Source organism: Streptomyces sp. 17_S59, from assembly GCF_056930295.1.
In genome coordinates this window covers 2,481,528-2,504,933 of record NZ_JBXOWD010000001.1, presented here as the reverse complement: position 1 = coordinate 2,504,933, position 23,406 = coordinate 2,481,528, and the positions used below count along the sequence as shown (strand labels likewise).

The following is a 23,406-nucleotide window of genomic DNA, read 5'->3' as shown; positions in this document are numbered from 1 at the left end:
GACTTCTCTCATGTGTCCTGTGAAATAGGGGGAATTCATGAGTGTCAAGGGCACGAAGGTGACGGTCCTCGGCTTGGGGGCCATGGGCACGGCGCTGGCCGATGCCTTCCTGGCGGCGGGCCACCAAGCGACGGTCTGGAACCGAACACCCGGCAAGGCCGACGCCCTGATCGCCAAGGGCGCCGCGGAGGCGGCCTCGGCAGCCGAGGCGGTGGCGGCGAGCCCGCTGGTCGTGGTCTGCCTGGCGACGAGCGAGGCCGTCCGCAAGGTCCTCGACCCCGCGGCCGGCGCCCTCACCGGCCGCACGCTCGTCAACCTCACCTCGTCCTCACCTCCGGACGCGCGGGAGACGGCCGCCTGGGCGGGCCGCCAGGGCGTCGCCTACCTCGACGGCGTGATCATGACGACCCCGTCCGGCATCGGCAACCACGACTTCCTCCAGCTCTACGCCGGCCCGCGCACCGCCTTCGACGACCACCGCGAGACCCTCGCCGCACTGGGCGACGCGGTGTACCTGGGCACCGACAGCGCCCTGCCCTCCGTGTACGACGTCGCCCTGCTGGCCCTGCTGTGGTCGACGCTCACCGGCTGGCTGCACGGCGCGGCCCTGATCGGCGCCGACGGCCCGGGCGGCAACGTGACGGCGGCCGCGTACACCGAAGTGGCCGGCCGCTGGCTGAAGTCCGTCCGCGCCTTCATGAGCGGGTACGCCCAGCAGATCGACGCGGGGCGCTACCCGGGCGACGGATTCCCGCTCCGCCTCCACCTGGAGATGATGGAACTGCTGACCCACGCGAGCGAACTGCGCGGCGCCGACTCGGGATTGCCGGAGCTGTTCGAGGGGCTCACGCGGAGGGCCGTCGCGGCCGGGCACGGGGACGACAGCTTTGCGCGTCTGGTGGAGTTCGTGCGGAAGGGGAGCCGGGGTTAGGGCGGTTGTTCGGCTCTGCGCCGTCACGCGGAGCATTCCCGGCCTGGGCAACGTCACATCCTTGTAGTTCGGCGGTCCCGGTCAGCGCTCGGGTGAGAACACCGACCGGGGCCAATGGGGGGACCGCGGCTACGTGATCAGGCGCGGTACCGGATTGTCCGGGGAGTCGAGCCAGACCCGCTCGCCGTCTCCGTCCACGGTGAGCCCGAAGCGATCGAAGCCGGGGCGTTCGTTCTCCTCCCACCAGCGGTAGGCCGCTTCCGTCTCGTCCCACAGGCGGCGCGGGCCGGACTGGGCTACGACGTACTCACTCACCCCCGATTCGTAGTCGGCCGACGCCCACGACTGGGTGTCGGTGCTGTACGTCCACAGCGTGTACGTGCCGTCGTCGTACCGCTCGGCACGCCAGAACGCGCCGGGCACGTGCAGCCCGATCACGAACTGTTGGAGCCACTCGCCGATGTCAGCGGGGGAAAGCCTGGACGTGCTCCTGACGCCGCCTGCGGGCCACTCCTGGCCCTTCAGGTAAGCATCGAAGGGCGGGCGCTCCGGGCGCTGCTGCCGCAGGCGCATGAAGGCGCTGGAGCGAGTGAACAGGCCGTTCGCCGTACCGTCCTCGCCGACGACCAGGCGCACGATGTACTCGCCGCCGTACTCCGTGCCCCAGGGGGTGACGATTACCCCGCCGGGGCGGGTCTGCTCGACCCACGTCCTGGGGACCTCCCCGACCGAGCACGTGGCGATGATCCGGTCGAACGGGGCACTGCCGGCGTGGCCCGAGCGGCCGTCCCCCACGAGCGCCAAGGGCGCCAAGCCGGCGCGCCGAAGATTCTCAACGGCGGCGTCGGACACGTCCGCGTCGTATTCGATACTGACCACGTTCGCGCCGCCGAGCCGGTGCGCGAGAAGCGCGGCGTTCCATCCCGTACCAGTACCGATCTCAAGGACGCGATGGCCTTCCCGCACGCCAAGGTCAGCGAGCATCGAGAAGACCATGCGCGGCATGGAACTGGAGCTTGTGGGCGTGGTGCCCAAGCCGTCCCCGCTGTGCCGGCCGTCGTCCCACTGCGTCGTGAGCGGTATATCGGAGTACACCGCCTCCAGCCACGCAGCCGGGTCCTTGGCCCGGTCCACCAAGGCCGTCTGCCGGGTGCCGTCTGCGATACCCGGCCAGATCCGGTCAGGGACGAACAGCTCCCGGGGGACTGCATGGAACGTCGGCAGCCAGTCAGAAGTCAGCGCACCCGCTTCCACGAGCGCAGAGGCGAGCCCCGAAGGGCCCGCCTCCTCCGTGCGTGTGGTCACGTGCGCCGCCTACTTACCTGTCGCGGGGCCGGAACCGTCGGACGTGTTGCCGCCCTCGTCCGAGCCGCCGCCACCGTGCTTGGCACCGCTGTTGCTGTCGTCCTGCCGGCTTCCGCCCTGCCCGTCTCCGGAACCTCCGCCACGCTTACCCATGGATCTCTCCTTCGTAGTCGGATTGGCGATCCGTGCAGGACGCTAGGGAGTCCTGTGGCGCAGTGCCTAACCGCTTCTACGGAATTCCATGCCGATTAGCCGAGGGCCGCGACAGCGGCAGCGATCAGCGTACGGGCCTCGCCTCCGTGCACGGCGAGGCGGGCGTACTCCGTGAACGCCTTCAGGTACTGCTTCACCTCCGACGGGGCGGTCACGTTGACCTGCGCCGTCAGCAGCTCGACCTGAGCGACTTCTTCGTCGTAGACGCTGAACGTCTCGATCATCCACATGCGCCGCTCGGCAGAGAACGGGATGACCCCGAGGGAGACGGACGGAAAGGCCATGACCGACAACAGGTTCCCGAGCTGCCCCGCCATCGTCTCGGCATCACCCACGCGATGCCGCAGGGCCGACTCCTCGACGAGCAGCGCGAAGCGGTGGTCTCCCTCACGTATCACATGCGAGCGAGCCAGGCGGGCTGCTACGGCCTCGGAGACGTCGTTGGGCGTCGCCCGGAAGTCGGCGATGGACGACAGCAGCGCGCGAGCGTACGCCTCCGTCTGAAGGAAACCGGGGATGACATTGGAGCAGTAGACCCGGAACACCCGCGTTCGCTCGAACAGCGGGACGTAGGACTCCTGGAGCCGGCGGAGGCCCGTGCGCTGCAACCGTCGCCACTCGACGTACATGGAGTCTGCCGAGCGTGATGCGGCGATGATGTCGGCTGCCTGATCGTCCGCTCCGCAGGCGCGGCACCACGCACGGATGTCGTCATCGCTGGGCGGGGTGGTTGCGTTCTCAAGGCGAGAGACCTTGGAGGCGTACCACCCCGTCCGTCCGGCGACGTCCTTGGCGTACAGCCCCGCATCCCTGCGGATCTCCCGCAGACGGTCGGCGACGGCTTTACGGGCAGCCTCGACGCTGGATGACGGGGAGACGGGCATGTGCGGTGCGTGCCGTCAGACCCGGTAGTCCTCGTGGGGGGTCGCCCGCTCCCACACGGCTTCGAAGGCATCAGCGCACAGCTTCGCCACGCGCGGCTCGTCGGTCACCTCGTCGCCGAGGTACGCGCCCTCACCGGAGAAGTGCCCGAAGCGCACCAACTGATCGTCGAACACCCAGAAATCATTCCCGGGCAGCGCGATGCCCGACGCCTGGCGGCGAGGGAGCCAGCGGATCTGCTCACCCGCCGCGACATTCGTGAACGTCCCGTCGTACAGGTACCGGGTGTACTCGCTCACCGGCTCCGACACGATCCGGGCGCGGCGGAAGACCACACCACGAGCCGTGGCCTCCTGCACCATGTCCAGCCACGGCCGCCACCACGACGCCCGGTCGTTCGGATCAGGCCGGTGACCGGCCTTCCATGCGGTGACGCGGGGAGCCTCGTCCGGGTCGTCGTAGAAGTCCCTCATCTCCAGATGGACTGCCGATCGCTTGCAGCCCGCCAGCAGCTCACTGAACGGCGGCGCGCTCCGCCTCATCGCATGCCTCCCGAATCGCGGCGACCATGCTCAGAGGCAGCCGCACAACCGTCTCGTAGTCAGGGATCGGACCCGCCTTCCGGCACTCCTCCTCTGTCTCCTGATCGGCCTTGCGGCCCTGGAACAGCAGTTCCCGGCTGTCCAGGTCCACCCACGCCGTCGGGCAGTTCGCGCCGTCGGTCTCGGGGTCCTTGGCGATGAACCGTAGCTTCATGCCTGCCTCCCATGCACAGGGGCTTCTGCAGCCTTCCGTGCACTCTCGCCCTGGTGTGGTGACTCGTCAAGAGTGCACCAATCTATGCCGAGTTGAGACAATCGGCCTCCGTCATCCGGTCAGGAACGCCCGGTCCACCCGGGGGCATCACCGATGCCGGTGAACGAGCTGACAGTTCCCAACCCCAGTTGGATCCTCAGAGCTTGTCCCTTCTCAGGGCGTGAGTGAAAGCGTTGAACTGGGTGGGACTGAAGCGGAGCATGGGGCCATTGGGGTGCATTGAGTCCCGTATATCTACGGCGCGCAGAGCTGAGTGGGCGGATATCTCCACACAGTTCTGACCGCCCGAGCTGTAGCTGCTCTTCTTGAACCTGAACTCGACCTGGTCTGTGGATCCTGTCAAGACATCTCCTCGATGATCTCTCTGATGAAATTCTGGGATTCTTCCATGCTGAGTGCCCGCCTCCTCAGTTGGCTGAACGCGAGGGCGTATCGGCCGACGTGGGCGTCTTCCTCCAAGTAGACGGATGTCGTGAGCGGTTCCAGCGCCACCACGGGCTCCCCCGCATCGAAGTGGAAGATGGTGTACGAGCCGTCGATCCCAGTGTGCGCTCCAGTCCGGAAGGGGAGAACCTGTAGTTCGACGTTCGGCTGCCGTGAAGCGTTGAGCAGGTGCTGCAGCTGAACCTGAAGAGTCGTTCTTCCACCTGTCTCACGCCTCAGGCAAGCTTCGTCCAGGACGCAGTGCATCGCCAAGGGGCTGCCGGAGGGGCCGACCTCCCGCGGGTGGGTGAGTACCCTTTGCCGCTTCATGCGAAGTTCTGTAAATGTCCTTACCTCCCGCGCCGTGCCCCACATGCCGCTGCCGTCGACGACAGCATGGGCATAATCGAAGGTTTGCAGGAGACCCGGAATGGCAAGTGCCGCGTAGGTGTCAGCGCGAGTGGCGATCTCCTCCAGCTCGATGAAGTCGGCGAAGGGTTCGCGGATGGCGTCCCGGTACTGTGCAAACAGGTTCTTCTGGCGAGTGGATGCGGCGAGCTTCGCAATTCCGCGAATCTCGGCAATTTGGGCTTCGTCTTCGACTCCGTATGCATCGAAGAACTTCTCAAGATCCGCTCGATACTTCCCGTTTTCAATCTTGCTCAGTGTCGGTGCGCCGGAGAGGCCCAGCAGCTTGGCGGCGTCCGGGAGATTCAGCCCGGCTCTGATGCGGAGTGTCTTCAGGATCGATCCCAGTCGACGGCGCATCAGGGTGGGTGTGGCATCGGACACTTGATCACCTCCTTGCCTGGTGACTCTACCGACGCCAACTGGCCTGGCATATGCCAGAGTTCACCCTCTCGGGGCAGTCTGAGGCCGCAAGGTTGCGGCTAAATGTTTCGAACCTCCATGGTGATGGGCGTCGGCGGAACGCGGGACCGCTGCTCCGGCGGGAGGCGGGCTCAACGTGGGAGGTGTGGCAGATGACGTACAGGCCAGGCGCATACGTCGTGGACACTCGCGAGAACAGACTCGCGCAGGTGATTGGTGGCACTGGTGTGCACGTACAAGTGCAGGAGCCTGGCGGTGGGTCGAAGTGGGAAGCGCCGGCAAAGGCGCTGCGGTTGGCGACAAGGGCCGAACGCGATGCCGCCGGGCTGTGCAGAAGCGCGTCGCCAATTGACTGCGCCGAGTGCGTCGAGCTGGAGGCTGCTCAGCGCGCAGCCGTTGACGGCGGCAGCAGGGTGAGTGCCGTGGCGGCGACGGTCGCGGTACGGGACCATTTCCGTCAGGCCCACCTGCCGTCCAGTGGGGGCGAGTGGTGAACCGCCTTCTCGCAAGCAATTGCCAGCACCACTTGGGGTGGACCCACGACGGAGGCGTATCGCGCTGCAATCAGTGCGGCGTCCGCCGCTTCGCCGAATATGGAGCGCTGAGGCTTCCCGGTCTGCCCCAGGCCATCACGCTCACCGAACGGGACCGGCCCACCGCCGACAAATTGGCGGCCGGGTACGTCTTGCAGAGCATGGCTACGACCAGGCGCGTTGTTGGATACGCCACGATTGAGGCAGCGAACGGGCCTCGCCTGGGGCGCCGCTCCTGTTGCAGTCGTCCCGCTGGACATTCGGCTGCCGGTGAACAGCGCCCCGAGGGCCGCGCCCCGTGGCTAGTTTTCGACCCATGGGTGATCACTGCACGGTCGAGGTCGGCGGTGTCCGGCTTGCCTACCGGGTCTCGGGGCCGGTCGACGCCCCGGCGCTTCTGCTCCTGCACGGACTGGGCGAGGGCGCGGCCGACTGGGACGGTGTGGTGGCCGCCTTCGTGCGCGACCGGCGGGTGTACGCCCTCGACCTGCGCGGTCACGGGCTGAGCGACTGGCCCGGCGCGTACTCGCTGGAACTCATGCGGGACGACGTGCTCGGCTTCCTCGACGCGCTCGGACTCGAACGCGTGGACGTGATCGGGCACTCGATGGGCGGGATCGTGGCCCACCTGCTGGCTGCTGCACAGCCGCAGCGGGTTGACCGGCTCGTGGTGGAGGACGCCCCGGCCCCCGTACCCCGTGAGCCCACGCCCCGCGCCAGGCCGGAAGGGGAACTCGGCTTCGACTGGGACGTGGTGGCGGCCATCAGGGGCCAGATCGACCGGCCCGAGCCGGCCTGGCTGGCGGACCTGGGCAGGATTTCGGCGAGGGCCTTGGTCCTGGGTGGTGGTCCGCTCAGCCACGTTCCGCAGGACCGCGTCGCTGAATTGGCCCGGCGTATTCCCGGCGGGCAGTTCGTGAGCATTCCCGTGGGGCATCTGATCCACGCCGCGGCGCCGGAGGCGTTCAGTGAGGCGGCCCTGGGGTTTCTGCGCACTCAGGACACCTCCGGGCGATCGTCTGATGCGTGAGTGCCGGATGACTGCAGGTGATCGAAGGGCGCTGTGGCGGTTACGGACGTGAGCGCCAGTTGTGACGTGGCTAGTGCTGTGACCGAGAACCTTCGCCGGGTTGCCGATCGCTCCAGGACCGGCTATCGAACGGGTTCTGGGGCGGTGGCGGCCTGATCATCGAAGTCCTGGCGGGCTGCCAGGATTTGCTGGGCGTGCTCCACGGACCATGCGCCGATGGCGCTGGTCAGTCGTCCGGCCTCGACCCCGAGCTCGGTGAGTCCGTACTCCACGCGAGGCGGAACGGTGGGGTAGACCGTGCGGTTCACGAGGCCGTCCCGTTCCAACGCGCGCAGGGTCTGGGTCAGCATCTTCTGTGTGATCCCGTCCAGGAGGCGCCGCAGTTCGCTGAAGCGCATCGGCCGGTCGTACCGACGGAGCGCCCCCAGGACGTACAACACCCACTTGTTGGCCAACATCTCGACAACGGTGCGCGAGGGGCAATCACGGCGGTAGGTGGCGGCCCAGCCCTCGGAGGCCTCACTCATAGCGGTTTCCATGAGGTACCTAGATATCAATCAGGTGCCTACTTCACAAGAGATACCGATGCCGTTGAGGATAGTGATCGCAGCCGGCCGAGCCCAGCCAACAACCCGAGGAGAGTGCCGTATGACTACCCGTATGCGCGCGGTCAGCCAGCACAGCTACGGCGGCCCGGGAGTTCTGGAGGTCGTCGAGACCGGCCTGCCGACGTCAGGTCCGGGCGAGGCGCTGGTACGCGTCTACGCGGCCGGAGTGAATCCGGCCGACTGGAAGATTCGTTCCGGAATGGTGCGGAAGTTCGGTGCTCCGCCGTTCACCCTGGGACTCGACCTGTGCGGGGTGGTGGAGGCAGTCGGCGAGCAGGTGACACGATTCCGGCCCGGTGATGAGGTATACGGCTGCGCATTTCCGCCGCACGGCGCCTATGCCGAGTACGTCGCCGCACCGGTGGAAGCGCTCGCCGCTGTGCCGGCGAGTATCGACCATGTGCACGCCGCAGCACTGCCGGTCGCGGCGCTAACCGCCTGGCAGCCGCTCGTGCGGGTCGCCGCCGTCGGCACCGGGCAGCGGGTACTCATCCACGCGGCGGCCGGCGGGATCGGCCATCTCGCTGTACAGATCGCCAAGGCACGCGGCGCATACGTCATCGGCACCGCCCGGGAGAGCAAGCACGCGTTCCTGCGCGACCTCGGCGCCGACGAACTTATCGACTACACCACCACCGACTTTGCGGCGGTCGCACGTGACATCGACGTGGTCCTGGACCCCATCAGCGGGGACTACGGACCCCGGTCGCTGGACACGCTCACGCCGGGCGGAATCCTCATCGACGTGCGGGGCTCCGGTCCCGGCCGGGTCGCGGTCCGGGAGCAGGCCAAGGCGCGCGGCCTGCGGTTTGTCGAGTTCGGATTCACCCCCTCCGGCGCCGATCTGGAGAGCATCACCGACCTGGTGGAACGCGGCAGCCTCCGAGTCGCCGTCGATCAAGTCCTGCCACTGGAAGACGCAGCCAAAGCGCACGAACTCAGCGAGACCAACCACGTGAAAGGCAAGATCGTTCTCACTCCCTAGTGCTGTGAGCGCATTGGTTCGCCGGGTTGGTCAGGCTGCCGGCGCGAGGGGGTGTCCGCCCCAGCGCCCTTCTCGCTGCGGATGCGGGCGCGTTCCCTGCGCTGGGCGGCGAGCACGTCGGGGTGGCGGGCGTCGGCGTTGCGCCAGCGCAGGTAGCAGTGCAACGCCAGGATGCCCAGCGGGCCGAACTCGTCGAAGGCGAACACGCGGTCGGGGAAGTGCTCCAAGACGTGCTCGATGCGGTCCGGTTTGCCGTCGCGATCCCGCACATCCAAGCGCGCCGCACACCAGGAAGCCGCCAGCAACCCGGTGAACCTATGCGGTCATAGCACTAGCATGGCGGGATGAGCGACACCACATCCGATGACGCCGTCCCGAGCCGGCCGCCGACTTCGCGGCCCGGAAGGCCCATATCAGTGCGTACGCTCAGGCGTGCGACCCGGTGGGAGACGTTCGCCCTTCTCGTTGTGCTGCTCATCGTCGTCTTCGCTTTCGCCTAGGGTCCGTTGCGAAAGTGTGTGCGGGGACGGAAGGGTCGTAGTACTTCTGGGAAGTCCCAGAGACGCGCCTGCTCACACTTGGAGTCGTCCGATGACCGTTCGTCGTGTCGTGCCCAACATCCAGTCGGGGGCCATGGAGGAGAGCCGGGAGTTTTATGGCCTGCTGGGCTTCGAGGAGGTCATGAACCACGGCTGGATCACGACGCTCGCTTCCCCGTCGAGTCCGGCGGCGCAGGTCAGCTTCATGGCCAGCGACAAGACAGCGCCGGTTACCCCCGATATGAGCGTGGAGGTGGACGACGTGGATGCCGCCTATGCGGTCATGCAGGAGAGCGGTGCGGAGATCGTCCACCCCTTGCAGGACGAGGAATGGGGGGTGCGGCGGTTCTTCGTCCGTGACCCCAACGGTCGTGTGGTCAACGTGCTGAGCCACCGCTGACGCCGCCCCCGTCCCAGGAACGGTGCTGGTTACAGCCACTCACTGTTCCGACGCCGGCAGCGGGACGGCACCTGGCCCACTGGTCATTCGTCAGACACCACGTCCCACAGGTCTTGATCACTTCATGGCCGAGATCCACGTTCGCAACAGACCCTAGCCGTACAGCTGATCTCCGTACCGCGGGCCGTAGTAGCGCTCCAGCTCCTCGAGCGAGTCGTCCGGCCGCTCCAGCGCCTTGGAGATCCGGGCGCGCGAAGGCAGTGCGTCCGGGTTCCAGGTCTCCGGCTTCCACAGGGACGAGCGGAGGAAAGCCTTCGAGCAGTGGTAGAAGACCTCCTCGATCTCGACGAGCAGGGCGAGTTGCGGGCGGTGGCCCTTCACGACCAGCTCGTCGAAGAACGGGGCGTCCTGTACGATGCGGGCCCGGCCGTTGATGCGCAGGGTGTCGCCCCGGCCCGGGGCCACGAAGAGCAGCCCCACGTGAGGGTTGCTCAGGACGTTGAAGAAGCCGTCGGCACGGCGGTTGCCGGGGCGTTCCGGCAGCACGATGGTGGTGTCGTCGAGCACGAGCGTGGAGCCGGGCGGGTCGCCCTTGGGGGAGACGTCACAACTGCCGTCCGTGGCGGACGTCGCCACGAGGCAGAAGGGCGACTGCGCCAGCCACGCCCTGTCGTGCTCGTGGAGCCTCTTGCGGACCTTCTGTGCGGCCGCCTGGTTCGGCGGGCCCAGCAACTCCCGTAGTTCCTCGGCGGAGGTGATCTCCAGTATCTCGGCTGTCCGGGCTGTGCTCATGGTGGTGCGTCCTCCCTGTGGTTCGGGATCGTGCAGCACCGAGCCTAGGTCACGCCCTGTCCACCTGTGATCCCGTCACGTGGCCCCGTCCAGCGTCACCGTGCCGCCCTGCTCCGCCGACTCCTTGGCCGCCTCCAGCACCCGCAGCGCCGCTGCCGCCTCCGTTGCCGTCACCGGTGGGCGGCCGCCCGTGCGCAGCGCCTCCGTGATGGCGGCGTAGTACGCGGGGTAGTCGCCGGGCAGGGTCGGCACGGGGTCGCCGCCGCCGGTCTGCGGGGACTCGCCCGCGCCGAGCCGGCCCCACAGGGTCTCCGGTTCCATGCCCCAGGCCGCGCCGTCGCCGCCTGGGCGCAGCCCCTCGCGCAGGGCGGCCTCCTGGGGGTCGAGCCCGTACTTCACGTATCCGGCCGTGCTGCCCAGCACCCGGAAGCGCGGGCCGAGTTGGGACGTGGTGGCGCTCATCCACAGGTGCGAGCGGACGCCGTTCGCGTGCGTGAGGGCGATAAACGTGTCGTCGTCCGCCTCGGCGCCGGGGCGGCGGATGTCGGCCTCGGCGTACACGCGGACGGCCGGGCCGAACAGGGTCAGCGCCTGGTCGACCAGGTGGCTGCCCAGGTCGTAGAGGATGCCGCCGATCTCGGCCGGGTCGCCGGACTCGCGCCAGCCGCCCTTGGGGTGGGGGCGCCAGCGCTCGAAGCGGGACTCGAAGCGCTGGACGCGGCCCAGGGTGCCGTCGGCGACGAGCTTGCGGACGGTGCGGAAGTCGTTGTCCCAGCGGCGGTTCTGGAAGGCGCTGAGCAGCACTCCGCGGCTGTCGGCGAGTGCGGCCAGCGACTCGGCCTCGGCGGCCGTCGCGGCCAGCGGCTTGTCGACGACCACCGGCAGGCCCGCCTCGAGCGCGGCGCGGGCGAGCGGGACGTGCGTGCGGTTGGGGGAGGCGATGACGACCAGGTCGAGCCCGTCGGCCCCGGCGAGCAGCTCCTCGGCCGTGTCGACCGTACGGGCCCGGGGGTGCTCGGCGAGGGCCTGCCGCTGCCGCTCGGGGTTGGCGGTGACCACCGTGTCCAGCACGAGGCCGTCCGTGGCGGCGACGAGCGGGGCGTGGAAGACGGAGCCCGCGAGGCCGTAGCCGATCAGACCGACGCGGAAGGGGGTGTGCGGGGCTTGCGGGGCGGACGGGGTGCCGGTGGTGTCGTCATCCATGCCCACCACTTTGGCAACGCTGTTGCGTAAGCGCAAGTGGAGGGGAGAATGGGACCTGTGAGCAATCTTGGAGCCAACCTCGCCGCCCTGCGCGACCACAACGCCGCCGTGGTCCTCGGGCTGCTGCGGGACGCGGGCGAGCGCGGTGCGAGCCGTGCCGAGCTGGCCGCGCGGGCCGGGCTGACCCCGCAGGCGGTCAGCAAGATCACGGCGCGGCTGAGGGAGGCCGGGCTGGTGGACGGGGCGGGGCGGCGGGCGTCCACGGGTGGGAAGCCGGCGGTGACGTTGCGGTTGGTGCCGGGGGCGGCTTGTGCGGTGGGGGTGCATGTCGACCGGGATGCGGTGAGTGGGGCGCGGGTGGATCTGGCGGGAGCGGTGGTTGCGGTCTGCGCCGCGCCGCTGGTGCCGGGGGCGGGGGCCGGGGATGTGCTCGATGCGGTGAGTGGGGTGGTGGGGGCGCTGGCGCCGGGGGTTTCTTTTCCCCACCCCGCCCCTTCCCGTAACCGGGGGGCTCTGCCCCCCGGACCCCCCGGTCCTCAAACGCCGGACGGGCTGGATTTTGCGTCGGACGGGCTGAGTTGCTCCCCCCTCGGCGTCGGTGTCGCCGCCCCCGGCCCCCTCGATCACCGTGTCGGCGTGCTCCAGCGTGTCACCGGATTCCCCCGGTGGGACGGGTTCCCGCTCCGGGACGCGCTCGCCGAGCGGCTCGGGCTGCCCGTCGTGCTGGACAAGGACACCAACGCCGCCGCCCTCGGGCTTCTCCGGCGTCGCCCGCACGGCGCCGGGTCCTTCGCCTACCTCCACTTCGGCACCGGCCTCGGCGCCGGGCTCGTGCTCGGCGGGGCCGTGCACCGGGGTGCCCGGACGGGGGCCGGCGAGTTCGGGCATCAGGTGCTCCAGCTCGACGGGCCCGAGTGCCGCTGCGGCCGCCGTGGCTGCCTCGAAGCGCTCGGCCTGCGCGCCGTGGCCGACGGGGACACCGAGCGGGCCGCCCGCCTGCTCGGCGTCGGCGCCGCCAACCTCGTCCAGCTCCTGGACATCGACCTCGTGCTGCTCGGCGGCGGCACCGTGCTGGCCGACCCGGAGCCGTACGTACGCGGCGTACGCGCCGAGGTCCCCGCCACCGTCCCCGTGGCCGTCACCCCGGGCGGTGCCCGCACCGTGGTCGAGGGTGCGGCGGAACTCGTGCTCGCCCCGTTGTTCGGGCGCTCCGGGCAGGGCTTCGCCCTCCGGTCGGACGAAGCGGCCGTGGGCCCATCGGGCGGAATCTGACGCCCGGTCGGGGGCGCGGCCGCGCGTGGTGGGATGACTGACCGGTGACGTCCGAAATGCCCACCCCGCGCCCCCGGCGCCTGCTCCCCGCCGTCGCCGCCGCGTTCGCGCTCGTCGCGGCCGCCGGTGCCGCAGGGTCCGCCGCCGACACCCCGCAGCAGCACTGCGGCGACCCCGGCAGCCTCGACTTCCCGATCACCTCGCGGCTGACCGGCGGCCCGGGCTCGTACGAGCGCGGCGGTGCGCCCCGGACCTGGGACCTGGAGCTGCACAACGCCACCGCCGCCGAGTGCCGGTCGATCCACCCCGTCGCGGTGTTCGTCGACCGCGGCCGCGCGCTCCGGCCCGGCCACTTCCGGCTCGACTTCTACGACAAGGGCGACTCCCGCTGGCTGCCCGTGCGCTTCGAGCGGACCGACGAGGCGGAGAACGTCGGGGTCCTCGACGACCGCGCCACCGACTTCACCGGCTTCGCGATTCCGGCGCACGGCTCGGTCACCGTGCCCCTGCGGCTGGGCTTCGCCGACGACGCCCCCGAGGGGCAGGTCACCGCCAACGTCACCGCCGTGCAGAAGCGCGGCGCCGACGGTGCGTGGGTGGGGGAGTCGGACGACTACACCTTCTCCGTCGGGCCGCGGGAGGCGACGGGGGAGGAGCCTGCGGCCACCGCCTCCGCGGCCGCGGAGCCGGGCCGTGACCCCGAGGCCCACCGGCCCGGCCCCGTGCTCGCCGACACCGGCCGCACCCGGCTCCTGCTCGGCCTGGGCGCCGCCTCCTGCGCCCTGCTCATCGGCGGGGCGGCCGTGGTCGCCGGGGCCCGGCGGCGGGCGCGCTGAGCCGCGCCGGAGCGGGGAGCGGAGCACCGCGGGCCGCCGGGACGACGGGCGGAAGCCGGCCATCGCCGACTGACTAGGCTGGAGGTGTCGGGACGGCGCACGAGCGGTGCCGTCCCGGCGTCCCCGCACCCGTCCCCGGCGAGGGACACAGCACGGCAGGAGTCCCGCAGTGGTGGCAGAGCGCAAGCCGATCGAGTCCTGGCTCACCGACATGGACGGTGTGCTGATGCACGAGGGCATCCCCGTGCCCGGGGCCGACCGCTTCATCAAGAAGCTCCGGGAGTCCGGCAAGCCCTTCCTGGTCCTGACCAACAACTCGATCTACACCCCGCGCGACCTGCAGGCCCGCCTCCAGCGCATCGGCCTCGACGTCCCGGTCGAGAACATCTGGACGTCCGCCCTGGCCACCGCGAAGTTCCTGGACTCCCAGCGGCCCGGCGGCACCGCCTACGTCATCGGCGAGGCGGGCCTGACCACCGCGCTGCACGACATCGGCTACGTCCTCACCGACGCCGACCCGGACTACGTGGTGCTCGGCGAGACCCGCACCTACAGCTTCGAGGCGCTCACCAAGGCGATCCGGCTGATCAACAACGGTGCCCGCTTCATCGCCACCAACCCCGACGAGACCGGCCCCTCCGCCGAGGGTGCGCTGCCCGCCACCGGGTCCGTCGCCGCGCTGATCACCAAGGCGACCGGGCGCGAGCCGTACTTCGTCGGCAAGCCGAACCCGCTGATGATGCGGGCCGGGCTCAACGCCATCGGCGCCCACTCCGAGAGCAGCGCCATGATCGGCGACCGGATGGACACCGACATCCTGGCGGGGCTGGAGGCCGGCATGGAGACCTTCCTGGTGCTGACCGGGCTGACCCGGGCCGAGGAGGTCGACCTCCACCCCTTCCGGCCGTCGCGGGTGGTCGACTCGATCGCGGACCTCGTCGACCTGGTCTGAGCCCGTCCCGGCACCATGGCGTGTAGCTCCGATCGGTGCTGATGATCGCCGTATGGAGCAATACGCGCCATGGTGCGGATGCGGCCCGTGCCCCGGTTGGTGAATCTCTGGAGTACCAGGAGGTTCACCATGGCTTCAGTGGCTTCAGCCCGTTTCGCCCTGTGCGGTGCCCTGGTGGTGGCCGCCGCCGTCTGCGCGGCCCCCGCCCACGCCGCCGACGGCCCCGCCACCATGTCCGGGACCATAGAGCTGACCCCCGTCTCCGCACGGCCCGGCGGCGAGGTGCAGCTGCGGGTCTCGGGCTGCGCGGGCAAGCGGGCGACCGCCACCTCCGAGGCGTTCGTCAGCGACGCCAGGCTCGCCCGGGACGCGGCCGGGCTGTTTGCCGAGGCAACCGTGCGCGAGACCGCGCACGCGGGCACGTACCCCGTCCGGATCCACTGCGACGGCTACGACGGCACCGCCCAGGGGCGGCTCACCGTCGTCACCGACGGCAGCGAGCTGCCCGAGCCCGGCGCCGACGTGTTCGGGGCCGCGGGCCGGGACGGCGACCTCGCCGGCCGCGACCCGCTCGGCGACCGGGACCCGCGCGGCGAGCGCACCGACCGCGACGCCCCGCACCGCTCCCACAGCTCCCCGGTCGCCCCGGTGCCCGCCGGAGGCGGCGGCAGCCGGCACGTGACCGCCGCCCCCGAGGCCCCCGGCACCGCCGGACTGGTCCTGGCCGGCACCACGGCGGCCGTCGCCGGAGCGGTGATCTGGTACCGGCGACGCACCGAATCCGCCCCGCGGTGACGGCGCGGGAAAGCGACCCGACGCCATGTCCGAAACCCCCTCGGGCGGCACCGGCCGCCTGCTGACCGGGCTGGCCTGGACCGCGCTGCTGGTCGCGCTCTGGCTGTGGGGCCGGCACATCACCGACGCCCCGTACGCCCCCGCCCCGGCCTCCGGCGACGTGGCCGCCGTGGGGAACCCCTCGGCCGTCGTGCTGCCCCCGCCCCGCGACCCGCTGCCCCGGGCGCGCCCGCTGAGCCTCGCCATCGGGTCCATGAAGGTCCAGGCCCCCGTCGAGGAGCACGGACTCGACGCCCACGGCGCGGTGGAGCCGCCCGCCTACGACCGCCCCGGCGCCGTCTCCTGGTACCGGGACGGCCCCGGGCCCGGCAGCGCGGGCCCCGCCGTGCTCGTCGGCCACGTGGACACCGACCGCGCCCCGGCCGTCTTCTACGAGCTGGGCAACCTCAAGCGCGGCGAGACCGTCGGCGTCGGCCGGACGGACGGCACCACCGCCGAGTTCACGGTCGAGGAGGTGTCCGTCTTCCCCAAGGACCACTTCGACGCGGCGAAGGTCTACGGGCCGCACCAGAAGGGCCGCGCCGAGCTGCGCCTGATCACCTGCGGCGGCTACTACGACCGGCAACGGCGCTCGTACAGCGCCAACGTCGTGGTCTCCGCCTATCTGACGGGAAGCACGGAGAGCCTCGACACGGACCGGTTCTGAGACCGGTCCGGGACGTCCGGGGCCTGTCCGAGACCCGTCGCCCGGGAGGGCGACCCGGCAACGTGTCGTGGCATGACTGTCCGCGCCCCTGGGCACGTCTGTGCCAGCATGAGAGGGCAACCTCCCTGTGCACATCCATATGCGAAGCGCCACAAGGCACTTGGAGGACACCTCCACAGGCAGTACACCCAAGGGGGAGTGGATGTACGGCACCGATCCCGGCCACCCGCGCCGGGCTGTCCGCAATGTGCCGGCGTGGGCGGGAGCGGCGGCGGGGGTGCTGCTCCTCCTGTCGGTCTCCGGCTGCTCCGACTCGTCCGACGACACCGCGGCGCCCACACAGGGCGTCTCTCTGCAGCCGCCCTCCCAGCAGCCCAGGGCCGTCTCCCCGTACTGGGTCAACCCGGACGGCACCGCCGCCCGCGAGGCCGCCAGGCTCAGCAAGGACGGCAAGCAGAAGGACGCCGAGCTGATCGCGAGGATCGCCGGGCAGCCGATGGGGGAGTGGGTGGGGGCGGACGATCCGGAGGGCCAGACGCGCGGCTTCACGGAGGCCGCCGCCAAGGCCGACCGGGACGCGCTGCTGGTGCTCTACAACATCCCGCACCGCGACTGCGGCCAGTACTCCAAGGGCGGCGCGTCCGACGGCGACTCCTACCGGGCCTGGCTGGACCAGGCCGTCAGGGGCATCGGCGACCGCAGTGCCACGGTGATCCTGGAGCCGGACGCCCTGCCGCACATGGAGGACGGCTGCACCCCGCAGCAGTTCCACGAGGAGCGGTACGCGCTGCTCAAGGAGGCCGTGGGCAAGCTGAAGGCGCTGCCCGGGACCAAGGTCTACCTGGATGCGGGCAACCCCAGCTGGGTGACGCCCGCCGACCGGATGGCCGAGCCGCTGCGCCGGGCGGGCATCGACCAGGCCGACGGGTTCGCGCTCAACGTCTCCAACTTCCAGACCACGCAGGCCAGCAAGGACTACGGGCACCGGCTCTCGGACCTCGTCGGCGGCAAGCACTTCGTGATCGACACCAGCCGCAACGGCAACGGCCCGCTGTCCGGAGCCGATCACGAGAAGGCCTGGTGCAACCCCTCCGGCCGGGCGCTCGGCGAGCCCCCGACCACCCGGACCGGGGACCCGGCCGTGGACGCCTACCTGTGGGTCAAGCGGCCGGGGGAGTCGGACGGCTCCTGCAAGGGCGGGCCGGACGCCGGCCAGTGGTGGGAGTCGTACGCCCTGGAGCTGGCGCGCAACGCCCGCTGACCGGCGGCCCGCCGCCTGCCGTCACTCGCCGTCCGCCGTCACTCGTCCGTCACTCGCCGTCCGCCTCCCCGCCCGGCTTCTCCGGCTGCTTTCCGGGCTGTTCGGCCGGTTCGGCCGCCGGGCCGTCGGCCGCGGGGACCTTGACCCAGACCGCCTCGGAGGGGGTCCCGTTCCGGTCGATCACGTTCAGCATGTACCAGCCGGGCGGGACCAGGGACGGGTCCTTGGGGAGGGTGACGGTCACGCCCCGGTCCGTGCGGCTGAAGTCCAGTGCGATCGAGCGCTGTTCGACGTTGGTGACATGAGTGAAGGAGCCGGGCCGGATCAGCCGGACCCGGTCGATCTGCCGGGGGTCGCTCGTCCCGTACGTGGCCTGCTCGCCCAGCTTCAGGGTCCGCGGGTCCTTGTCCTTGAATGCGGGGCGGCCCTCGCGGAAGAGGTAGGGCGGGGTGTAGATGTCGATCTGCTGCTGGAACGTGCCGGGCTTGGTGTTGTCCTTGTCGCCGAACAGCGAGTCCGAGCCGAAGGTCATGACCCGTCCGTCGGGCAGCAGCAGGGCGCCGGAGTGGTAGTTGCGGCCGACGAGCGGATCGGCCACCCGGTGGGTGGAGCCGGTGCCCGGGTCGTACAGCTCGGCGTCCAGCACGTTGGAGTTGCTGCGGCCCCGGTAGTCGCCCGAGCCGTTGGTGGTCAGCACGGTGTCGTCCGGCAGGATGACGCTGCTGGGGTAGCGGACCTTGGCGTAGAGGTCGGGCCCGTCGTGGAAGCGGGGCTTGCTGTCGTGCAGGTCGACGATGCGGGTCCGGGCGGTGGACTTGCGGTCCTCGCCGACCCCGCCGCCGCCGAGGACCATGTACCGCTGCTGCTGGGCGGGCGGCAGCAGGACGGACATGGAGGTCTCCAGGATGTCCGGGTCGCCGATGCCGGGGATCTCGGTGAACTCGTTGCTCTCCAGGTCCCACAGGCCGGGAGTGCGGCCCTGGTCGGCGGGGCCGTAGCCGGCGTTGGAACCGGTGTAGAAAATCTTGCCCTTGTCGGCGAGGAAGAGCGCGGGGTAGGTGGGGAAGAACCGCTCCTTGGGGAGGTACGTCCACTTCTTGGTGGCCTGGTCGTAGATCTCGTTCTTGCCGGGGACCACCTGTCCGATCTCGTCCAGCCCGGAGACCGAGAGCACCTTGCCGTCCTGCAGGGTGGTCAGCGTGGGGTACCAGCGGGCCTCGTTCATGGGGTCGACCGTGATGTAGCGCTCGGCCACGGGGTCGAATTCGAAGGAGTCCTTGATGCCCTGGAAGTCCTTCTTGTCGAAGGAGAGCTTGTTGGCGATCCCGTAGGAGTTCTGGGCGTCGGCGCCCGTGAGGCCCTCGATGCGGTAGTTGTCGGTCGTCCCGGTCGCGTACTTCTGCCCCTTCGCCAGGGCCTCCACATAGACGCGGGCGGTGCTGCCGGTGACGGTGACCTTGCCGTCCTTGACCTCCTTCTTGGCGCGCGGGACGAGGAGGGCGTCCTTCGACTCGAAGGTCTGGTGGTTCTCCTTGCCGGTGAAGCGGGTGCCCGCCGGGAAGGTCATGGGTTTGTCGGGGTTCTCATTGTGGACGATCATCAGCCCGCCGGCCTTGGTGACGTCGCCCTCCAGCTTCTCGTACCGCTGGGTGCCGCCTGCCACCAGGAGGTTTCCGTCGGCCAGCTGGGTGTGCCCGGCGCAGAACAGGTCCTTGGGTGTGGGGATGTTCTTGAAGGTGTTCTTCGCGGGGTCCCACAGGACCGTGCGGAAGGTCTTGGCCTTGAAATTGCGGGCGTTGTTGCCGGAGCCCGCGACCAGCAGCACCTTGCCGGTGCGCAGCAGGGCGGCGTGAATGGTGTTGATCCGGTATTCCTTGGGAACGTCCACGACGTCCCAGTGCCCGTTCTTCCCCTTGTACGCTGGCTGGTTGATCTTGTAGTCGTGGTACTGGTCGGCGGCGTAGCCCCAGAGTGCGGGTCCGTTCATGCCGGCCAGCGCGACCACGACCGCCGCACCGATCGCCGTGCGGCGGGTGCGGCGGCTCGGAGTGAATCTCATTGCTGCAGCGCCCCCTCGGAGCGTGCGGGCGCCTTCTTGGCCTGGCGCTCGGTCCACCACCAGGCGACGATCGGGGCCACGGTGATCGCGATCGCGAGCGTCGCCCAGGTGCGCATGGCCACATGGGTGTGGCCGAGGACGAAGGACGCCGCCAGCGATCCGCCGAAGACCACCAGGAAGAACAGATGGATGCGGAAGGTGCCGAACAGGGTGTCGGGGCTGGCCGAGTCGCCCTTGGGGGTCACCACGAACCTGCTCTTGCGGCGCAGCACCGCGTCGGTCAGCGAACGGGCGTAGATCGGTGCGGAGAGCGCGGACATCACCATTCCGGCGAGGCCGCCGGATCCCTCGGGTTCGTGCGGCGAGACATTGTGGCGGCGGTTCCAGATGTAGAGGCCGATCTGCAGGGCGGCGGCATCGCTGTAGAGCATCATCCAGATTTCGGAATCGATGGAGATTCCCGAGGCGCCGAGCCCCAGGAACAGGGCGCAACTCAGGGCGCCCAGCATCCAGTTGAGCGCGGTCATCGGGTAATAGATCACCATCAGGGTGTAGTTCAGAAAAGCGCCGGGCGACAGCGTGAACGGGCCCTTCCAGTACTGTTTGAGGATGGTCTCGTAGGTGCCCCGGGACCAGCGCAGCTGCTGGGTGAAGAAGTCCGTCCAGGCGTTCGGCCCTTCACCCACGGCCAGGACGTCCGGGGTGTATACGGACCGCCATCTCTTTCCCGTGGCCGGATTGCGGTGCCGGTGCAGCTCGAAGCCGGTGGCCATGTCCTCGGTGATCGAGTCGTAGAGCCCGCCGATGCCCTTGAGCGCGCTGATCCGCACGGCGTTGTTGGTGCCGACGAACATGGGTGAGCCGTAGCGGTTTCCGGCGCGCTGGATGAGGGCGTGGAAGAGGAACTGCTGGCTTTCTGCGGCCTTGGTGACCGCCGCGTCGTAGTTCCCGTACACCTGGGGTCCAACGACAAAGGCGACATCCGGGTCACGGAAGTAACCGAGCATACGTTCAAGGAAGTTGGGCAGCGGAACGTGGTCGGTGTCGACGGAGGCGAAGAAGTCGTACTCGTCGCCGTGCGCGTCGAGCCAGGCGTTGTAATTGCCGTGTTTGGTCTTCGCGCGGTGCGGGCCCTTCTCCTGATTCCACTCCGGCACGCCCTTGCGGGAGAAATGGCGCACCCCGAGGCGGGCGCAGACGGCCTTGACCTCGGGGTCGTCGCCCTCGTCGAGCAGCCAGACGTGCACCGGACCCCGGTGGCGCACCTTGACGGCCGCCGCCAGCGTGCGGGTCACCATCTCGATCGGCTCCTTGCCGGGCACGAACGAGGTGAGGAAGGCGACTCTGGTGCCCGTCGCGGGGACGACCGGTATCGGGTCGCGGGCCACGAGGGTGGCGTGGGCGTTGGACGTGACGTTCAGCGTGCGGAACAGCTCGATCAGGCCGATGGACACCAGCATCACGGTGTCCAGGACCCGCATCAGCGGGCTGCCGTTCTCCCGCTGGGTCCAGTGCGCGGGCTGCATCAGCCACAGCAGCAGGCCCAGCGAGACCACGGGGGCCGCGCCGAGCAGCAGTGCCGCCTGGATGCGGTGCGGCTCGTCGGCCAGCAGGCTGCGGTAGCGCACGCGGTACGGGCCGGGGCTCGCGCCGGGCGGTGCCGGCTCGGTCAGCGGACCGGCCAGGCGGCTGTAGTGCTCGTAGTCGAAGCGCGGCAGCGGCTTGCGCCGGTGCGGCGGAGACGGCCTGGGCGGACCGGTGAGCTGCGGCCGTTCTCCCGCGCCGGCCGGGGCGGGCACGCGCACGCGTGCGCTCACCGCCGGGTCGTGGGTCTGCTGCCGGGCGTCGGCAGGCGTGGACGTCATGAGTCATTCCCCCCGCACGCATACTGACTGCGTGTATGCCAGTTCTGGCCCCGCCGGCCCCCCTCCGACCGCACGGGCGCGCCGGCGCCGGCTCCCTCCGGCGCCAACCAACTCACTGTTCAGACAGTGACATTGGGTGTAGCTGTGCGTTTCAGGATCTCGGACCCCGCATCATGATCGCAAGGGTGAAACAAGGTGTTTACCGGTCAAAGTGGTACGTCGAACGAATATGCGTGCGAATGTTGCGGAAGTGGTCACTTCTGACGCGTTCGTGTGTTCGTATCGCACAGGGAACGACTCAGGGCTCCTCACCGGTGGTGAGGAGCCCTGAGACTCGCGTGCGCCGCCAGGGACTCGAACCCCGGACCCGCTGATTAAGAGTCAGCTGCTCTAACCAACTGAGCTAGCGGCGCGTGCTGACAGAGAAAACTCTACCCGACCTCCAAGGGTGCTCTCGACCACGGTGGAGCGCCGACGAGGCCCCCTGCGTTGGCCTGCTCGTTTCCCCAGGTCGGGCGACGTGCCCGTTTAGCCCATAAATGATGCGAATGATTCCTACGTATGGTAATCGCTCGGCAACGTGCGGTTTCTCTCCGTCGCTGAGAAGCTGTCCCGAAGCGGTGCCCCAGAAGGAGAAATTTTCCGGAAAGGCGGCGAGGAGATGTCCCATGACATACCCGGCCAGGGCGCCCGCCGACGGCGGAGCGCCGTGCGCGGCAGGATTCTGGCGGCCGTGGGGGCAGTGGTGATCGTGGGGTCGGGCCCGGCCGCGGCGGCCGCGGAGCCGCCCGGCCCGGAGCCTGCGGCTCCGGAGGCTCCGGCTTCCGTGACGGCTTCCCGGCCCGTCCTTCCGGACCTGCCCGCTCCGGCCGCTTCCACGGCCCCGGAGCCCTTGAAGGCTCCGGAGGCTCCAGAGGCTCCGAAGGTATCGAAGGTGCAGAGGGCGGCGGAGAGCCCCGGCGCTCCGGGGGGCTCGCGGGCCCGGAAAGGCTCGCGAGGCAAGGGCGCCGGCCGTTCCGGGGGGCAGGAGCGTGCGGTCGGCTACGCGCTGCGCCATGTGGGCGACCCCTACGTATGGGGCGGGAACGGGCCGCGGCGCTGGGACTGCTCCGGGCTCGTCCAGCAGGCGTACCGCCGGGTGGGGGTCCGGCTGCCGCGCCTCGCCGCCGATCAGTACCGCGCCACCCGGCGCATCCCGCGCGGTGCGCTGCGCCGCGGTGACCTGGTGTTCTGGTCCACCGACGGCCGGGCCTCCGGTGTGCACCACGTGGCGATCTATCTGGGCAGCGGGCGCTATGTGGAAGCGGCCCACTCCGGCACACGGGTCCGCGTCTCCACGCTCTCGTCCCACAACGCCCGCATGTACGGCCGCGTCACCCGTCCGGCCCAGCGGCGTAAATAGCGCGCAGGTCGGCGAGGGCCGGCGCGGGCCCCGACATGGATGAAGACTCAAGTGAAATGGAAATTGGCCTGGACATGACTATTGGCCGGTACTAGCGTCCGTATTGGTCTGGACCGCATGGCACTCAACTCACAGAACCCCCCACGTTCTCGAGGAGTGAAGCAAGCATGCGCAAAAAGATCGGTGCGGCGATCATCGGCCTGGCCGCCGCCTGTGTCTCCGTCCTCTCCACCAGTACGGCGAGCAGTCACGGCTACACCGACTCCCCCACCAGTCGGCAGGAGTTCTGCGCCGACGGCACCGTGAGCGACTGCGGCGAGATCCAGTGGGAGCCCCAGAGCGTCGAGGGCCCCAAGGGCTTCCCGTCCCACGGGCCCGCGGACGGCACCATCTGCGCGGGCGGCAACAGCCGCTTCGCCGAACTCGACGATCCGCGCGGCGGCGACTGGCCGGTCACGGCGGTCACGGCGGGCCAGGACTACACGTTCCGCTGGCGGCTCACGGCCCGCCACGCCACCACGGACTTCCGCTACTACCTCACCAACGACCACTACGACCCGGCCCGGCCGCTCACCCGCGCCGACCTGGACCTCCAGCCCTTCCTGACGGTGCCCTACGGCGGCCGGGTCCCGGACGCCACGGTCACCCACCAGGGGCGGATACCGGAGGGGAGGACCGGCAGACAGCTGATCCTCGCCGTCTGGACCATCGCGGACACGGGCAACGCCTTCTACGCGTGTTCCGACGTCCGGCTCTGAACCGGACGT

Annotated in this window: 26 protein-coding genes and 1 tRNA gene; 13 read left to right on the top strand and 14 right to left on the bottom strand. The window is 69.9% G+C overall.

The window, feature by feature from the left end:
* The first annotated feature begins 37 nt into the window (after window positions 1-37).
* Window positions 38-931, top strand: a complete 894-nt coding sequence (locus AC1Z4A_RS10980; RefSeq protein WP_483677773.1) for an NAD(P)-dependent oxidoreductase — start codon at window positions 38-40, stop codon at window positions 929-931.
* 129 nt (window positions 932-1,060) lie between these two features.
* Here AC1Z4A_RS10980 and AC1Z4A_RS10975 read toward each other — a convergent pair whose 3' ends face one another.
* The 7 genes from AC1Z4A_RS10975 to AC1Z4A_RS10945 all read right to left on the bottom strand — a co-directional run bounded on the left by AC1Z4A_RS10975 (window position 1,061) and on the right by AC1Z4A_RS10945 (window position 5,362).
* A complete protein-coding gene (locus AC1Z4A_RS10975) occupies window positions 1,061-2,236 on the bottom strand; it encodes a methyltransferase domain-containing protein (RefSeq protein ID WP_483677771.1) in 1,176 nt (391 codons plus the stop codon).
* A 9-nt stretch (window positions 2,237-2,245) separates the two neighbouring features.
* A complete protein-coding gene (locus AC1Z4A_RS10970) occupies window positions 2,246-2,389 on the bottom strand; it encodes a hypothetical protein (RefSeq protein ID WP_483677769.1) in 144 nt (47 codons plus the stop codon).
* A 95-nt stretch (window positions 2,390-2,484) separates the two neighbouring features.
* Window positions 2,485-3,333: a helix-turn-helix domain-containing protein gene (locus tag AC1Z4A_RS10965; protein ID WP_483677766.1), complete on the bottom strand. Its 849-nt coding sequence runs from the start codon at window positions 3,331-3,333 to the stop codon at window positions 2,485-2,487.
* Window positions 3,334-3,348: 15 nt separating this feature from the next.
* On the bottom strand, window positions 3,349-3,873 hold the full coding sequence (locus AC1Z4A_RS10960; protein ID WP_483677763.1) for a DUF6879 family protein: 525 nt from the start codon (window positions 3,871-3,873) through the stop codon (window positions 3,349-3,351).
* On the bottom strand, window positions 3,845-4,087 hold the full coding sequence (locus AC1Z4A_RS10955) for a hypothetical protein (protein WP_483677762.1): 243 nt from the start codon (window positions 4,085-4,087) through the stop codon (window positions 3,845-3,847). The genes AC1Z4A_RS10960 and AC1Z4A_RS10955 overlap by 29 nt, the downstream gene beginning before the upstream one ends.
* 196 nt (window positions 4,088-4,283) lie before the next feature.
* Window positions 4,284-4,490 (bottom strand): DUF397 domain-containing protein, encoded by a 207-nt coding sequence (locus tag AC1Z4A_RS10950; RefSeq protein WP_483677761.1) that lies wholly within the window; start codon window positions 4,488-4,490, stop codon window positions 4,284-4,286.
* The gene (locus AC1Z4A_RS10945; RefSeq protein ID WP_483677759.1) at window positions 4,487-5,362 is read right to left on the bottom strand and encodes a helix-turn-helix domain-containing protein; all 876 of its coding nucleotides are present in this window, start codon (window positions 5,360-5,362) and stop codon (window positions 4,487-4,489) included. The genes AC1Z4A_RS10950 and AC1Z4A_RS10945 overlap by 4 nt, the downstream gene beginning before the upstream one ends.
* A 526-nt stretch (window positions 5,363-5,888) precedes the next feature.
* Between AC1Z4A_RS10945 and AC1Z4A_RS10940 the strand changes: the two genes are divergently transcribed.
* Both AC1Z4A_RS10940 and AC1Z4A_RS10935 read left to right on the top strand, forming a co-directional pair.
* The gene (locus tag AC1Z4A_RS10940) at window positions 5,889-6,440 is read left to right on the top strand and encodes a DUF6255 family natural product biosynthesis protein (protein ID WP_483677757.1); all 552 of its coding nucleotides are present in this window, start codon (window positions 5,889-5,891) and stop codon (window positions 6,438-6,440) included.
* Window positions 6,332-6,964 carry an alpha/beta fold hydrolase gene (locus AC1Z4A_RS10935; RefSeq protein ID WP_483683560.1) on the top strand — a complete coding sequence of 211 codons (633 nt, stop codon included), beginning with the start codon at window positions 6,332-6,334 and terminating at the stop codon, window positions 6,962-6,964. Before AC1Z4A_RS10940 ends, AC1Z4A_RS10935 begins: the two co-directional genes overlap by 109 nt.
* A 122-nt stretch (window positions 6,965-7,086) precedes the next feature.
* On the opposite strand, the gene AC1Z4A_RS10930 is transcribed toward AC1Z4A_RS10935, so the two are convergent.
* A complete protein-coding gene (locus AC1Z4A_RS10930) occupies window positions 7,087-7,491 on the bottom strand; it encodes a winged helix-turn-helix transcriptional regulator (protein WP_483677755.1) in 405 nt (134 codons plus the stop codon).
* A gap of 121 nt (window positions 7,492-7,612) precedes the next feature.
* Between AC1Z4A_RS10930 and AC1Z4A_RS10925 the strand changes: the two genes are divergently transcribed.
* Entirely contained in the window at window positions 7,613-8,557 is a 945-nt protein-coding gene (locus AC1Z4A_RS10925; protein WP_483677753.1) for an NADP-dependent oxidoreductase, read from the top strand.
* Here the strand turns inward: AC1Z4A_RS10925 and AC1Z4A_RS10920 are convergent.
* Window positions 8,554-8,832 carry a hypothetical protein gene (locus AC1Z4A_RS10920; RefSeq protein WP_483683796.1) on the bottom strand — a complete coding sequence of 93 codons (279 nt, stop codon included), beginning with the start codon at window positions 8,830-8,832 and terminating at the stop codon, window positions 8,554-8,556. The genes AC1Z4A_RS10925 and AC1Z4A_RS10920 overlap by 4 nt on opposite strands.
* A gap of 316 nt (window positions 8,833-9,148) precedes the next feature.
* On the opposite strand from AC1Z4A_RS10920, the gene AC1Z4A_RS10915 reads away from it, so the two are divergent.
* The gene (locus AC1Z4A_RS10915; protein ID WP_483677752.1) at window positions 9,149-9,496 is read left to right on the top strand and encodes a VOC family protein; all 348 of its coding nucleotides are present in this window, start codon (window positions 9,149-9,151) and stop codon (window positions 9,494-9,496) included.
* Between the two features lie 153 nt (window positions 9,497-9,649).
* Here the strand turns inward: AC1Z4A_RS10915 and AC1Z4A_RS10910 are convergent, their stop codons facing one another.
* Together AC1Z4A_RS10910 and AC1Z4A_RS10905 are read right to left on the bottom strand one after the other, a co-directional pair.
* A complete protein-coding gene (locus AC1Z4A_RS10910; RefSeq protein ID WP_483677751.1) occupies window positions 9,650-10,288 on the bottom strand; it encodes a pyridoxamine 5'-phosphate oxidase family protein in 639 nt (212 codons plus the stop codon).
* Between the two features lie 75 nt (window positions 10,289-10,363).
* Window positions 10,364-11,491 (bottom strand): Gfo/Idh/MocA family oxidoreductase, encoded by a 1,128-nt coding sequence (locus AC1Z4A_RS10905; RefSeq protein ID WP_483677749.1) that lies wholly within the window; start codon window positions 11,489-11,491, stop codon window positions 10,364-10,366.
* Window positions 11,492-11,539: 48 nt separating this feature from the next.
* Here AC1Z4A_RS10905 and AC1Z4A_RS10900 point away from each other — a divergent pair, with 48 nt between their 5' ends.
* From AC1Z4A_RS10900 to AC1Z4A_RS10875, 6 genes are all read left to right on the top strand, one after another.
* Complete coding sequence (locus AC1Z4A_RS10900; RefSeq protein ID WP_483677748.1) at window positions 11,540-12,763, top strand: ROK family transcriptional regulator; 1,224 nt, start codon at window positions 11,540-11,542, stop codon at window positions 12,761-12,763.
* 44 nt (window positions 12,764-12,807) lie between these two features.
* The gene (locus AC1Z4A_RS10895) at window positions 12,808-13,599 is read left to right on the top strand and encodes a hypothetical protein (protein ID WP_483677746.1); all 792 of its coding nucleotides are present in this window, start codon (window positions 12,808-12,810) and stop codon (window positions 13,597-13,599) included.
* 172 nt (window positions 13,600-13,771) lie between these two features.
* Window positions 13,772-14,551, top strand: a complete 780-nt coding sequence (locus tag AC1Z4A_RS10890) for an HAD-IIA family hydrolase (RefSeq protein WP_483677745.1) — start codon at window positions 13,772-13,774, stop codon at window positions 14,549-14,551.
* Window positions 14,552-14,689: 138 nt separating this feature from the next.
* On the top strand, window positions 14,690-15,346 hold the full coding sequence (locus AC1Z4A_RS10885) for a hypothetical protein (protein WP_483677743.1): 657 nt from the start codon (window positions 14,690-14,692) through the stop codon (window positions 15,344-15,346).
* A gap of 25 nt (window positions 15,347-15,371) precedes the next feature.
* On the top strand, window positions 15,372-16,052 hold the full coding sequence (locus AC1Z4A_RS10880) for a class F sortase (RefSeq protein ID WP_483677742.1): 681 nt from the start codon (window positions 15,372-15,374) through the stop codon (window positions 16,050-16,052).
* A gap of 202 nt (window positions 16,053-16,254) precedes the next feature.
* Window positions 16,255-17,313: a glycoside hydrolase family 6 protein gene (locus AC1Z4A_RS10875; RefSeq protein ID WP_483677740.1), complete on the top strand. Its 1,059-nt coding sequence runs from the start codon at window positions 16,255-16,257 to the stop codon at window positions 17,311-17,313.
* A 49-nt stretch (window positions 17,314-17,362) separates the two neighbouring features.
* Here the strand turns inward: AC1Z4A_RS10875 and glxA are convergent, their stop codons facing one another.
* The 3 genes from glxA to AC1Z4A_RS10860 all read right to left on the bottom strand — a co-directional run bounded on the left by glxA (window position 17,363) and on the right by AC1Z4A_RS10860 (window position 21,650).
* Complete coding sequence (gene glxA / locus AC1Z4A_RS10870) at window positions 17,363-19,372, bottom strand: radical copper oxidase GlxA (RefSeq protein ID WP_483677737.1); 2,010 nt, start codon at window positions 19,370-19,372, stop codon at window positions 17,363-17,365.
* Window positions 19,369-21,237 carry a glycosyltransferase family 2 protein gene (locus AC1Z4A_RS10865; RefSeq protein WP_483677735.1) on the bottom strand — a complete coding sequence of 623 codons (1,869 nt, stop codon included), beginning with the start codon at window positions 21,235-21,237 and terminating at the stop codon, window positions 19,369-19,371. The genes glxA and AC1Z4A_RS10865 overlap by 4 nt, the downstream gene beginning before the upstream one ends.
* A 339-nt stretch (window positions 21,238-21,576) precedes the next feature.
* Window positions 21,577-21,650 (bottom strand) — tRNA-Lys (locus tag AC1Z4A_RS10860).
* A 248-nt stretch (window positions 21,651-21,898) separates the two neighbouring features.
* On the opposite strand from AC1Z4A_RS10860, the gene AC1Z4A_RS10855 reads away from it, so the two are divergent.
* Window positions 21,899-22,639: a C40 family peptidase gene (locus AC1Z4A_RS10855; protein WP_483677733.1), complete on the top strand. Its 741-nt coding sequence runs from the start codon at window positions 21,899-21,901 to the stop codon at window positions 22,637-22,639.
* A gap of 167 nt (window positions 22,640-22,806) precedes the next feature.
* Window positions 22,807-23,397 carry a lytic polysaccharide monooxygenase auxiliary activity family 9 protein gene (locus AC1Z4A_RS10850; RefSeq protein ID WP_483677731.1) on the top strand — a complete coding sequence of 197 codons (591 nt, stop codon included), beginning with the start codon at window positions 22,807-22,809 and terminating at the stop codon, window positions 23,395-23,397.
* Window positions 23,398-23,406: the final 9 nt, after the last annotated feature.